Annotated in this window: 13 protein-coding genes; 9 read left to right on the forward strand and 4 right to left on the reverse strand. The window is 62.2% G+C overall.

The genetic code is table 11. The annotated features are described in order from the left end of the window. Positions 1-95: 95 nt before the first annotated feature. Complete coding sequence (locus AXF13_RS07410) at positions 96-1,010, reverse strand: AraC family transcriptional regulator (RefSeq protein WP_062252258.1); 915 nt, start codon at positions 1,008-1,010, stop codon at positions 96-98. A gap of 420 nt (positions 1,011-1,430) precedes the next feature. Here AXF13_RS07410 and AXF13_RS07415 point away from each other — a divergent pair, with 420 nt between their 5' ends. Next, positions 1,431-2,441, forward strand: a complete 1,011-nt coding sequence (locus AXF13_RS07415; RefSeq protein ID WP_062252259.1) for an aldo/keto reductase — start codon at positions 1,431-1,433, stop codon at positions 2,439-2,441. 161 nt (positions 2,442-2,602) lie between these two features. Here AXF13_RS07415 and AXF13_RS07420 read toward each other — a convergent pair whose 3' ends face one another. Then, positions 2,603-3,088 carry a hypothetical protein gene (locus AXF13_RS07420; RefSeq protein WP_062252260.1) on the reverse strand — a complete coding sequence of 162 codons (486 nt, stop codon included), beginning with the start codon at positions 3,086-3,088 and terminating at the stop codon, positions 2,603-2,605. 214 nt (positions 3,089-3,302) lie between these two features. Between AXF13_RS07420 and AXF13_RS07425 the strand changes: the two genes are divergently transcribed. The 4 genes from AXF13_RS07425 (at position 3,303) to AXF13_RS07440 (ending at position 7,631) form a co-directional block, all read left to right on the forward strand. Then, a complete protein-coding gene (locus AXF13_RS07425; RefSeq protein WP_062252261.1) occupies positions 3,303-4,508 on the forward strand; it encodes an argininosuccinate synthase in 1,206 nt (401 codons plus the stop codon). Positions 4,509-4,783: 275 nt separating this feature from the next. Then, positions 4,784-6,178: an argininosuccinate lyase gene (argH, locus tag AXF13_RS07430; RefSeq protein ID WP_008684881.1), complete on the forward strand. Its 1,395-nt coding sequence runs from the start codon at positions 4,784-4,786 to the stop codon at positions 6,176-6,178. Continuing rightward, positions 6,175-6,693 (forward strand): hypothetical protein, encoded by a 519-nt coding sequence (locus AXF13_RS07435; protein ID WP_062252262.1) that lies wholly within the window; start codon positions 6,175-6,177, stop codon positions 6,691-6,693. The genes argH and AXF13_RS07435 overlap by 4 nt, the downstream gene beginning before the upstream one ends. Before the next feature lie 59 nt (positions 6,694-6,752). Further along, positions 6,753-7,631, forward strand: a complete 879-nt coding sequence (locus AXF13_RS07440; RefSeq protein ID WP_062252263.1) for a hypothetical protein — start codon at positions 6,753-6,755, stop codon at positions 7,629-7,631. A 220-nt stretch (positions 7,632-7,851) separates the two neighbouring features. On the opposite strand, the gene AXF13_RS07445 is transcribed toward AXF13_RS07440, so the two are convergent. Then, positions 7,852-8,163, reverse strand: coding sequence for a hypothetical protein (locus AXF13_RS07445; RefSeq protein WP_008684887.1), 312 nt, complete (start codon positions 8,161-8,163; stop codon positions 7,852-7,854). 215 nt (positions 8,164-8,378) lie between these two features. After that, complete coding sequence (locus AXF13_RS07450; protein ID WP_062252264.1) at positions 8,379-8,564, reverse strand: hypothetical protein; 186 nt, start codon at positions 8,562-8,564, stop codon at positions 8,379-8,381. A gap of 240 nt (positions 8,565-8,804) precedes the next feature. On the opposite strand from AXF13_RS07450, the gene AXF13_RS07455 reads away from it, so the two are divergent. The 4 genes from AXF13_RS07455 to AXF13_RS07470 all read left to right on the forward strand — a co-directional run bounded on the left by AXF13_RS07455 (position 8,805) and on the right by AXF13_RS07470 (position 12,685). Continuing rightward, positions 8,805-9,248, forward strand: a complete 444-nt coding sequence (locus AXF13_RS07455) for a VOC family protein (protein ID WP_062252265.1) — start codon at positions 8,805-8,807, stop codon at positions 9,246-9,248. Positions 9,249-9,422: 174 nt separating this feature from the next. Further along, entirely contained in the window at positions 9,423-11,465 is a 2,043-nt protein-coding gene (fusA, locus tag AXF13_RS07460) for an elongation factor G (RefSeq protein ID WP_062252266.1), read from the forward strand. Between the two features lie 7 nt (positions 11,466-11,472). Continuing rightward, on the forward strand, positions 11,473-12,297 hold the full coding sequence (gene rsmA / locus AXF13_RS07465) for a 16S rRNA (adenine(1518)-N(6)/adenine(1519)-N(6))-dimethyltransferase RsmA (RefSeq protein ID WP_062252267.1): 825 nt from the start codon (positions 11,473-11,475) through the stop codon (positions 12,295-12,297). A gap of 115 nt (positions 12,298-12,412) precedes the next feature. After that, positions 12,413-12,685, forward strand: a complete 273-nt coding sequence (locus tag AXF13_RS07470) for an HU family DNA-binding protein (RefSeq protein WP_008684900.1) — start codon at positions 12,413-12,415, stop codon at positions 12,683-12,685. Positions 12,686-12,738 lie beyond the last annotated feature (53 nt).

Here is a 12,738-nt window from a genome sequence, read left to right on the forward strand (position 1 = left end):
CGCGGCCTGCCCAGCATGCCAGACTTGCCCCGCGCGGTCGAGAGGCCCGGCAAAAGGCTGAACGCAAGCCGGCGCGCAGGGCCTTCAGATATGACTCAGGCGCTCAAGGCTCCCTTCATCCGCATGACATTCCTGCGCGGCGGATTGCCGAACAGGCGCTTGTATTCCCTGATGAATTGCGTCGGGCTTTCGTAGCCCACGGCAAAAGCGGCCTGGGTCACATCGTGCCCGCCGGACAGCATGAGGCGCTGGGCTTCGCTGAGGCGCAGGCGCTTTTGGTACTGCAACGGGCTCAATGTGGTAATCTGCTTGAAATATTTGTGAAAAGTCGATGGAGCCATATTGGTTTGCCCGGCCAGCTTTTCCACCCGCAACGGCTCTTTGTAATTCTCTTTCAGCCAGGATATGGCCCGCGAAATCTGGTTGCCCTGTGAGCCCAGGGTATTGAGGCTGCGCAGAATGCCGCCGAACGGACCCGCAAGCAGCCGATAGTGGATTTCATCCAGCAGGAGGTTTTCCATGACAGGAATGTGCTCCGGCGTTTCTGTCAGTTCGAGCAGACGCAAAAACGCATCCAGCAAGCCGGGACCGACAGCCTGCACCGCCGCCCCCCTGGGCGCGGCGTCGCCGGGGGACGGCGGCGGCACCCTGGCCGCAAGATTCGCAATACGGGCGGCGTCCAGATTCAGCGACATGGACAGGTACGGCTTTTCCTCGCTGGCCTCCATGACGCAACTGGTGACCGGCATGTCCACCCCGGCCACAAAGCAGACATTTTCGCCGTAATGGTACTCATCCCCGCCGATTCTTACCAGCTTCCGGCCCTGGGCCACCACAATGATCACCGGCTGATAAAAGTTGGGCCAGGGATCGGCGCTGCTTGTATTGCAATGCAGCACGAAACCTTTGACCGCTGTGGGATAATTTCCCGCCCCCGGCGCGCCGCCGAGCAGTTTCGCCCTGAGCACGGCCCAGTTCCTGTTCGCATCCACACGTCTGTTTTCCGCCATACAACGCCTCCTTCCTGATCCGTTCTCTCCTCCGCCGCCGCTTCTCGCCGCAACATTTTCCAGGAGAATCAGGCAGCTGTGAGAGACTCCTCGCACATGCTTTTTCTGATACAGACGCACACATTCGTATAATTATCCGGATCACGGATCAAGTATTTTTCATTCAGCCATAGAGAAACAGGCAGAAAACAGAGAGGAATGTCTCTATCTCCCGGGCCGGGGCGCGGCTATAAGAGCATGCAACATTTGAAATGCTCGTTTGCGGCGGGCAAAGCCCGTCTACCCGCATTTCGCGGCAAGGATTTGTCTGCGAATCCTTGCGGAGCGGCTCACGCATGAAATGCGTCAACCGCTCTGGCGCATCCCATGAAACGCCGTTCGCATCGCGGACATAACCCTGAACACAGGAGAAAACAGATCATGAAAAAAAGACGGCTGGGAAAAAGCGGCCTGGAAGTATCGGCCATCGGCATGGGCTGCATGGGCTTCAGCCACGGCTACGGCGCTGTGCCCTCCGAAGGGGAATCCATCAGGCTTATGCGCAAAGCCTATGACGAATACGGCTGCACCCTGTTCGACACAGCCGAAGTGTATGCGACCTATGCCAATGAAGAGCTGGTGGGCAAAGCGCTGAAGCCCATTCGGGATAACGTGATCCTGACGACAAAGTTCATGCCCGTTTTCCTGCCCGGCCAGGAAATTCCGGAGGGAAAACTCAGCCGGAAAGGACTCAGGAACGCGCTTGAATCCTCTCTGAAACGCCTGCAAACCGAGTATATCGATCTCTACTACGAGCACCGGGTCCCCGAGGACAGCGATCCCGCTGAAGTCGCCTTCTGGATGGGCGAGCTCATCCAGGAGGGCAAAATCAGGGCTTGGGGGCAATCCGAACCGACGGCGGAACAGATCCGCATTGCGCACGCCGTAACGCCCCTGGCCGCCGTGCAGAATGAATATTCCCTCATGCAGCGGCGGCCCGAAAAAGAGGTGCTGGCGACCTGCCAGGAACTCGGCATCGGTTTTGAAGCCTACTCTCCCATGGGCGGCGGTTTTCTCAGCGGCAAATACGACAAGGATACGAAGTTTACGGGCGATGACGTGCGGCGCGTCATCACACGATACCGCAGGGAAAACATGGAAGCCAACCAGCCGCTTCTTGCCCTGCTGTGGGCCTATGCCGCGGAGAAGCGGGCCACGCCCGCGCAACTCGCCCTGGCCTGGCTGCTGCACAAAAAAGACTTTATCGTGCCCATTCCCGGTATGCGCAAGGACGAACGCCTGGCGGAAAACTTCGGCGCGGCGGACGTTGCCCTGTTGCCTGAAGAGCTTGCCGAGATCGACAAGGCCCTGGGCAAGATCGCCATACACGGCGACAGAAAAGACAGCGACATCGTCAAACTGGGTACGGTTCAATCCGTTATTCTCGAATAGCGATGCAACTCTCCGTACAGCAGAGATGATCGGAACGTGCACGAAACCGGGCAGAGAATAAACCGGGCGGCCTACGGCCCGACGCAAAAAAACGGGCCGGACGCGCGTCATATCGCGTCCGGCCTGGAAAACAGCTCACGCCCGAAGGCGGAGATACGGCTTTAAAACTTGGGGAAGAGTTTGGCGTCCACCGGCTTCAGGCCCTTGAGCAGAGCTTTGGCGCTGTCCAGGGAGCTGCCGAGCACCGTGGTCACGGCAAATTCCTTGCCGTTGGAGCCGAACCAGGACATGCCCTTGCCGGCCCCCTGGCTGAACGAACTCTCATACAGGCCGTTCTTTTCCACCGGATCGCTGGGCGACATGCCGCCGTTCTTCATATTGGCCACGGTCTGGGTGGCCGCGTCCTTGGCGGACATGCCGTTGGCCACCACCGTGATGGTCACGGCGCTGCCGTCCTTGCCGCTGACGAACAGGGCCATCAAAGCGCCGTTGCCTTCCTGCACGGGCTGGGGCTGGGTCCAGTCGGCGGGCAGGTCAATGCTGAAATATTTGGTTTTCACTTCCGCGGCCTGAGCCGGGGCGGCCAGAGCGACGGCCAGCACGGCGGTCGCGACCAGCAGGGAAATCCTGCCGAAAAATTGCAACATGAAAGTCTCCTTTTACAGAAAATACAAAAGATTATGACACGTGACAACGTCCGGCCAGACCTAATACCATCTCTCCCCGCTGGCAAGTAAAAAATCACGGACGACAGGGCCGCACCGCAATGCCTCCCCGCAGTTCCCGCGCCCGGTGCCGGGACTTGCGCCCCGGTCTTTTTTGGGCAATACTGCTCCCCCGAATCCACAAGGGGGCTCTAGCATGCAAGACGTCAAAAAAGTCGTGCTCGCCTATTCCGGCGGGCTGGATACATCCGTTATTCTCAAATGGCTCATTGAAACCTACCATTGCGAGGTCATCACCTGCACCGCCGACCTGGGCCAGCCCGAGGATCTTTCCGGCGTGGAGGAAAAAGCGCTGAAAACCGGCGCTTCCAAAGCCTATGTGGTAGACCTGCGCGAAGAAATGGCCCGCGACTTCGTCTTCCCCATGATGCGCGGCGCGGCCCGCTACGAAAATCGCTACATGCTGGGCACCTCTATCGCGCGCCCCTGCATCACCAAGGCCCTTATCGACATCGCCCGCAAGGAAGGCGCCGACGCCATCGCGCACGGCGCCACGGGCAAGGGCAATGATCAGGTGCGCTTCGAATTTTCCGCCAAGGCCCTGGCCCCGGAAATCCGGGTCATCGCGCCCTGGCGCGAGTGGGATCTCATGTCCCGCACGGCCCTGACCGCCTTTGCCGAAAAGCACGGCATCTTCATTTCCAAAGAGGCCAAGCGCTACAGCATGGACGCCAACATGCTGCACACTTCGTTTGAGGGCAGCGAACTGGAAAATCCCGGCAACGCGCCGCACGAAATCTGCCATGACCGCTGCGTGCCCGTGGAACAGGCCCCCAACGAACCTGAAGTTATCGAAGTGGGCTTTGAGGCGGGCAATCCCGTTTCCGTCAACGGCCGGAAGCTGTCGCCGTACACCATTATCAAAACCCTGGCCGAACTGGCGGGCAAGCACGGCATCGGCCGCGACGACATGGTGGAAAACCGCTATGTGGGCATGAAGTGCCGCGGCGTGTACGAAAATCCGGCGGGCACCCTGCTCTTCGCGCTGCACCGCGACCTGGAAGGCATCTGCATGGACCGCGAACTGCTCGGCATCCGCGACATGCTGGCCGTGCCCTATTCCCACGCCGTATACAACGGCTACTGGTTCTCGCCCGAGCGCGAAGCCATGCAGGCCTTTTTCGACAAGTCGCAGGAGACGGTCACCGGCACCGTGCGCGCCAAGCTCTACAAGGGCGGCGTGTGGCCCCTGGCCCGTACCTCTCCCTACTCGCTCTTCTCCGAGGATCTGGCCACGTTCGAAGGCGGCGACTACGATCACAAGGACGCGGCGGGCTTCATCCGCCTCAACGGCCTGCGCCTGGGTATGTACGCGGCCATCAGAAACAAGATGGCGAAATAGAGCATTCCAACTTTGAAATGCAACGCGTTTCAAAGATAATCCGGTCCAGTCCCGTGCCGGCACGACCGCAAGGCCCCGCTCCCGCTTCGGCACGGGCGGGGCTTTTTTATAACGGAAGCGCTGAGTAATGGTCTTTTTGCCCTCTGCCCGCGCCCGGCTCGCTCCGTGCGAAGGTCGAATATATTTGAATATACTCCCTTCGCCCGGAGTTTCCCGTCCTTGGCAGAGAACAAAAATCTTCATTAATCAGCGCTTCCAGCAATGAGGAACGCACGATGAAAACCAATCAGAGTTGGGGAGGCCGTTTCGCCGAAGGCCCCAAAGAAGCCGTGGCCCGCTATACGGATTCCCAGACCTACGACCGGGCGCTCTACGCCCAGGATATCCGCGCTTCCCGGGCTCACGCCCGCATGCTGGGCCGCCAAGGCGTGATCACCCCGGAAGAGGCGCAAATTCTGGCGGACGGCCTGGACAGGGTGCGCGCCGAGATCGAGTCCGGCGGCTTTGTCTGGAAGCCGGAACTGGAAGACGTGCACATGAACATCGAGGCCCGGCTCACCGAACTGACCGGCGATGTGGGCAAAAAGCTGCACACCGGCCGCAGCCGCAATGATCAGGTGGGTCTGAGCTTCCGCCTTTTCGTGGCCGACAGGCTGGACATCTGGCGGCAGCGCGCCGCCGCGCTCTGTGCCGTGCTGGTCAAACGCGCCGCCGAGCATCAGGGGGACATCCTGCCCGGCTGCACGCATCTGCAGCCCGCCCAGCCCGTGAGCCTGGCCCAGCATCTGCTGGCCTATGCCTGGATGTTCCGGCGCGACGCCCTGCGCCTGACCGACACGCTCAAGCGGGTGCGCATCTCGCCCCTGGGCGCGGCGGCCCTGGCCGGCACCACCTACCCCCTGGACCCGCAGAGCGTGGCCGACGAGGTGGGCTTTGCGGAAATTTACGGCAATTCCATGGACGCCGTATCCGACCGGGATTTCGTGCTGGAAGCCCTGTTCGACGGCTCCGCCGCCATGATGCACCTTTCCCGCCTCTGCGAGGAAATCATCCTCTGGGCCAATCCGGCCTTCGGCTTCGTGAAGCTGCCCGACGGCTACGCCACGGGCTCCTCCATCATGCCGCAGAAAAAAAATCCGGACGTGGCCGAACTGATGCGCGGCAAGACCGGCCGGGTTTACGGCGCGCTCACGGGCCTGCTCACGGTCATGAAAGGCCTGCCCCTGGCCTATAACCGCGACATGCAGGAAGACAAGGAAGGCTTCCTGGACGCGGACCGCACGGTGGAATCCTCCCTGCGGCTCATGGCCGGGATGCTGGAGGAACTGACCTTTCGCACGGACCGCATGCGCGAAGCCTGCAAGGCGGGCTTTCTCAACGCCACGGAACTGGCCGACTATCTGGTAGGCAGGGGCCTGCCCTTCCGCGAGGCGCATCATGTCACCGGCCAGGCCGTGGCCGCCGCCGAACGCGAAGGCAAGGGCCTGGAAGACCTCACCCTGCCCGAATTACAGGCCCTGGAACCGCGCATTGACAGCGACGTCTACGCGGTGTTGGATTACGCGGCGGCCGTGCGCCGCCGGGAAACGCCGGGCGGCACGGGTCCTCGCTCCGTGGCGCGTCAGCTGGAACAGCTTGAACTGTGGCTTGCCGAGCAGGAGCAACGATGAGCACGACCGGCTCCGACAAGGCCACGGGTTGGAAAATTCCGTTACTGTTCTGCGCCGCGGTGATTCTGATCGTGAGCGTTGTCGCTCTCTGGCGGTATCTGAGCCGCCCGGAGATTCCGACTCTGGAACCGGGCCTGCTGGAACAGGCCCGGGCCCTGCATATCGACCTTGAGGCCGACGCCTGGGGCCGATCTTTCAAAAATCTGCTCGTGGACAGCGCCGCCGGCTTTGCCGGGCACGCCCAGAAAGACGCCAAGGTGGAACTGCTGGCAAGGGAAGCCATGGGATCGGGCCGTTTCGACGGCGCTTGCGCGGCCTCGGCACTTGTTTATAATGATTACAAACGCGACGGCCTGCTGGCGGATATGGTACGCCGCGCGGCCAATGACTGCGCCGACCTGCCCTGGGGCGCCTTTGCCGCCAAAAAGATGAACGGCGCGGGCGTGCGGATCGACGCCCACGTTCTGCTCAACACTCGCTGGCGCGAATGTGCCGGTCGGACGGCGGACCGCTAGGAGTTATAGCACATAACGCATACGCGCGACCTGCCAACCAACGCCATAAGGAAAGAATCATGCCCAACGCCCTTCAGACGGAACTGACCCGGAAGCCGACGCCTGAGCCGGTTGAAGACACCGCCCGCTGGCCGGAATGGGCGGAAGAGGCGCGCCTGGACGACGAGCTGACGGCCAAGGCCTATGAGGCCACGCCGCCTTCCTGCCGGGCCGCCCTGAAAACCGGTCTGGCCCTGGCCCACATGCATTTCGGCCAGAGTCAGGGCTGCCTGCGCGAAGAGCGCCGGGACGGCCATCTGGGCTTCTGGCGGCATAGGGCCTCGTTTCCGGCTCCCTGGGCCGTTCTGGCCTTTACGCCCGAATACGCGGCCGCGGCCCGGTTGACGGCGGCCTGTGCGCCCGCCCTGCTGGCCAACGTGCCCCTGGTGGGCGCGGTCTGTGTGGGCGGCACGCCCCACGGCGCGGCTCTGGTCAGTCTGGAACTCAGCGGCGTGGAAGACATTTTCTGCCTGGACAAAGCCGGGCTCTGCGCCCTGCTGGAAGAAAGCCAGCCCGGTCCGGGCCGACTGGTTCTGCTGCACAAGGGGGAACTAGACAGCGTGGCGCACACGGCCCGCGTGCTGGGCCTGCCCTGCTATGAGGAACGACGGACTCCGGCCCTGATCCTGCCCGAGCCCGAAGCCTTTGATCTGGATATTCTGTCTTTTGCCCAGGGCGACGCTCTGGAGCAGGCCCTGGAACCCGCGCGTCCCGCCCTGCCCTCGGCCATTTACCTCAGGCCCGAGGCCGCGCGCGGCCACTGCAGGGCCCACCGCCACGGTCCTTTCCGCTATACAGGCTCGCTGGCCCTTTCTCCCGGCTGCGAAGGCTTCTGGCTGCACGAGGATCTCACGCCGGACTTTTTCACGGTTTCACGCCAGGCTTTCGGACCGCTGTAAAAGGAAAAGGCGGGACGCTTTGACGCCCCGCCCAGACTCATGACAAACCCCGCTTCGCGTGATTTGCGCCACCAACGGCGGCTAAGCCGCCGGGTGGAAAGGCACGAAAATCAGTCGCTTAACGGCGCGGCAAAGCCGCGACCCGCTCCTGATTTTCGGGGCTGCCGACTTTGTCGACAGCCTCAGGCGGACTTGCCGCCGCTACAGCCACGAATCTTTTTCAGGCTTTCATGCCGCGCTTGGAAGCCTTGAGAGGGTTGATTTTCTTCTTGGCATCCCCTTCGCCGATTTTCTTCACCCGATGCTGATTGGCACTGGTCAGGGCCGCCGTGTCCAGTTGCAGGGCCTCCAACCGAGCGGACATGCCGACGCGGGCCGCGGAATAACGGTTGGGATCCGCCAGACTGCTGTCCAGATATTTCTGCGAGGTGAGGTAAAGCCCTTTCTCGTCAATGGCGAGCAGGTACTGCGCGCCGTTTTCCTCGACGCTTTGAATGACCATGTCCGAGGTGCTTCCGAAACGATTGACCATATGTTCTCCTTGGGCTGAGCATTTCGTAGAGACACACTCTATATAAAATGAAATTCATTTTCAATATGTCAACCCAAGTTAGCTCACACTGTCCCTACCCTGGCAGAAAAAAGACTTTTTCCGCCCCCCGCGCACCGAGCAACAGACCGTAACGCGGCAGACGTTTTCCCGCAGGCCGCACGCACGACGGCGCACAGACCGGCGTGCATTGTGGATCATACCTCCACATTCAGCTTCTGGCCCACGCCGGTGGCCGCGCTGCGCAATTGTTCGGCCATCTCCGTGGATTCCTGCAAGGTTTTGCCGATAATCAGGTTGCTCATGACCTGCTGCGGCGCAATGCCGTCGCGCAACAGTTCCTCGCTGCTCCGGAAGGTGCCGTTGTCCTGTATGGCTTCCATAGGCGCTCCTTCTCCCTGTTCCCCATTTCTCTTTTCGGCATTCCGCCTCGAAACATTAGGCTCCCCGTCCCCTTTTCGCGAAAATGACAACGTCTTGCGTTCCGGCTGAAACTGGACCATTCTGAAAAAGTATAAGTCATGGCGTCCGCAAAGGGCACGGCAAGGCAAATACTCCGCAGCCGGAACCCCGGCACGGGAATCACCGGCCTGCCGGGCCGACAAGTCAAGTAAGGATGTGCTGTGAACAGGATCAATCTGATATGTCTCGGTGTGCGGGACATAAAAAAATCTTTGGCCTTTTACAAAAATATCGGCTTCAAGACCTATGAAAAAGCGGACCAACCGGTCGTTGTTTTTTTCGACAACCAGGGTAGCAAACTGGAACTCTATCCTCTTGAGGAACTTGCCCGGGACATAGATGCCGAAAATCCGCCGCCGCTTTCACAGGGCGGCTTCGCCGGCATGACCCTGGCCTGCAATATGAAATCCAGAGAGGAAGTCGACGTCTTCATGAAAATGGTCCAAGAGCACGGCGGCGTGATCGCCAAACAGCCAAGGGACGTTTTCTGGGGCGGCTACAGCGGTTACTTCCGGGATCCGGACGGCTATTACTGGGAGGTTGCCTATGGCCCGGACTGGAAATTTGATGCCCACGGCATGCTGCGGATTGAAGACGCGGACTAGTACGGCGTGCCCGCGGGACTCGGAATACCTCATCCTGTAGTTAACCTGCTCCAAATACAAAATCACTCTGCCCACGGCAGGAGAGCGGAATGCCCCTGGGGTTTCGCGCCCGCCCTTGCCGTGGGCCTGAAAAAACCGTACCACTGAAGCAACGCCACCCAGCCGGAGCCAGCCATGCCCCCAATCAGCGACATCCGTAATATCGGTATTATCGCCCATATCGACGCGGGCAAGACCACTCTTTCCGAGCGTATGCTGTTCTACAGCCGCAAAATTCACCGTATGGGCGAAGTCCACGACGGTGCGGCCACCATGGACTATATGCCCGAGGAACAGGAACGCGGCATCACCATCACCTCGGCCTGCACCTCCTGCCAGTGGCGGGAGAAAATGATCAATCTCATCGACACGCCCGGGCATGTGGATTTCACCATTGAGGTGGAGCGTTCTCTGCGCGTGCTGGACGGGGCCGTGGGCGTCTTCTGCGCCGTGGGCGGGGTGGAGCCGCAGTCCGAGACAGTCTGGCGGCAGTCCGAGCATTTCGCAGTGCCCAAGATCGCCTTTGTGAACAAGATGGACCGCCTGGGCGCGGATTTCGAAGCCGCGCTGGAGGCCATACGCCGCCGCCTCCAGACCAATGCCGTGGCCGTCACCGCCCCCCTGGGCCAGGGCGAATCCTTTGCCGGGGTGCTGGATCTGATCAGCGGCGAAACCCTGACCTTCGATCCGGCGGACCAGGGCCGCACAGTGCTGCGCGTGCCGTTCAGCCCGCGCGAGGCTACGCTGGCCGCGCCCTGGCGCGAAACCCTGCTGGAAAAACTGGCCGAGGCCGACGACAAGTTTCTGGAGCTCTGGATGGAAGGCTCTTTCAGCCGGGAGGATGTCCGCGCCGCCCTGCGCCGCGCCACGCTTTCCCGCGCCCTGACGCCCGTGCTCTGCGGCTCGGCCCTGCGCAATGCGGGTGTTCAGCCCGTACTGGACGCTGTCTGCGACTATCTGCCCTCGCCCCTGGACGTGCCCGCGCCTGTGGGACGAGATGTGCAAGGCCGCGAAGAAGCCGTGGAGCCGGATCCGGACGCGCCGCCCGTAGCCCTGGTCTTCAAGGTGCTTATGGAAAACGGGCGCAAACTTTCCTTTCTGCGTCTCTATGCCGGGCAAATCAGGGAAGGCGACTCGCTGCGCAATGTGACGCGGAAGAGCGACGACCGCGTGGGGCGCATCTTCCGCCTGCATGCCGACCGGCGCGAACAGCTCGAATCGGCCTCGGCCGGGGAAATCGCGGCGGTGGTGGGCCTGCGCACGGCCCATACCGGCGAAACCTACGCCGCGAGGGCCCGCGAACTCGTGCTGGAATCCATTGAAGCCTACGCCCCGGTGCTCACTCTGGCGCTGGAGCCGCGCAACGCCGATGAGGGCAAAACCCTGGATGAGGCCCTGGCCCGCTATGTGGAGGAGGACCCCACCTTCCAGGTCAGCCTGGACGATGATTCCGGCACGCGCATGATTTCCGGCATGGGCGAACTGCATCTGGACGTGCTGCTGGAGCGCATGCGCCGCGAATATGGCATCAGCCCGCGCGCCGGACAGCCGCAGGTGGTGCTGCGCGAAACCGTGCGCAGGGAAGCCGAGGCTGAAGCCGTCTTCGACAAGGAGTTGGGCAAGGAACATCACCAGGGCGCGGTGGCCCTGCGCGTGGCCCCCCTGCCCCGCCATACGGGCAATCAGGTGACGGTGGGCGATTTCCTGCCCGCGGATCCGCAGGAGGCCCGTAAAATTCTGCCCCCGGCCCTGCTCCAGGCCGCCTTGGACGGCGTGCGCGACGGCCTGCAAAGCGGCGAGCTGACCGGCTGGCCTCTGGTGGACGTGGCCGTGACCCTGACCAATGTGGAGCGGCGCGAGGGCCTGACCACTATACCGGGCTGTCACATGGCCGCCGGACAGGCTTTGCGCGAGGCACTGTCCAAAGCCGCGCCCGTGGCCCTGGAGCCCGTCATGCGGGTGGAAATCAACGTGCCCGAGGATTTTCTGGGCCCGGCCATCAGCCTGTTCACTGCCGCCGGAGGCAAAGTGGAAGACCTGGAGGACCATGCCGGACGCAAGCTGCTGCGCGGCACGGCCCCGTTGCGCCGTCTGTTCGGCTTCTCCACCTCCTTGCGCTCGGCCACCCAGGGACGGGCCGGATTGATGCTGGCCTTTGACCGTTTTGATCTGCCCTGAGGCCGCCATGCCCGCATCGCCGGTAAACAAAAAGCACGTTCCCCGCGCCAAGAAAAGCCTGGGCCAGCATTTTTTGCGCCGGGAGGAAATCTGCGACCGCATTGCGGCCCTGCTGCTGCCCCAGGCCGAAGACCGCGTACTGGAAATCGGCCCCGGCCCCGGCGCGTTGACCAGGGCGCTGGAAGCCGCGCCGCACGCCTGCCTGCTGTTGCTGGAAAAGGACCGCCACTGGGCGGCCGAACGGCAGCGCCAGGCCGCTCCGCGCACCCAGGCCGTGCTGACCGACGCCCTGCGCTTCGACTGGCGGCGCATCAGTCCGGAGCGCCCTTGGAAAGTCATCGGCAATCTGCCCTATAATGTGGCCTCGCCCCTGATCTGGGATATTGTGTCGCGCGCGGAAGGGCTGAAGCGAGCCGTGTTCATGGTCCAGAAGGAAGTGGGCCAGCGCCTGGCGGCCGCGCCCGGCAACGGCCACTACGGCGCGCTCTCGGTCTGGGTTCAGAGCTACGCCCGCCCGCGTCTGGAATTCGTGGTCGGGCCCGGCGCGTTCAGCCCGCCGCCCAAGGTGGATTCGGCCGTGCTTTCCTTTGAGCCGCTGCCGCCCGAGGCGCGGCCCGCCCATCCCAAGGCCCTGGCCCGCCTGTTGCGGATCTGCTTTCAGCAGCGCCGCAAGCAGCTGGGCGGCATCTTCCGCCGGGCCGGTCTGCCGCAGATGGAAAGGGCTCTGGACCAGGCGGGCCTGGCCCCCAGCCTGCGGCCCGAAGCCCTGAGCACGGATGATTTTCAGCGCCTGTCCTCTTTTTTGCCGCTGAATCTTGACAATCCGCGCTAAAAGAGGTTGAGTTAAGTTCGCTATCATAATGGTATTGCGCGCGGTGGTTTTGCGCCACGGACTTGGGGAGTCAGGCTCGCGGTATCTGTTGGCAAATCTTCAGGAGGATATGCTGATGACTAAAGCTGATCTGGTTGAAAAAATCGCCGCCAAGGCCAATCTGACCAAGGCCGCCGCCGAGCGCGCCCTCAACGCCTTTCTGGCTTCCGTGGAAGACTCGCTGAGCAAGGAAGCCAAACTGACCCTCACCGGTTTCGGCACCTTCGCCGTGGAAAGCCGCAAAGCCCGCCAGGGCCGCAATCCGCGCACCGGCGCCACCTTGACCATCCCCGCCTGCAAAATGGTCAAGTTCCGCCCCGGCAAAATGCTCAAAGACGCCTTGAATTAATTTTTCCCCGCATGCGGCGACACGGCAAGCCCGTACGGGCTTGCCGTTTTTTT

The organism is Desulfovibrio fairfieldensis, assembly GCF_001553605.1.
Taxonomy (GTDB): Bacteria; Desulfobacterota; Desulfovibrionia; order Desulfovibrionales; family Desulfovibrionaceae; genus Desulfovibrio; species Desulfovibrio fairfieldensis.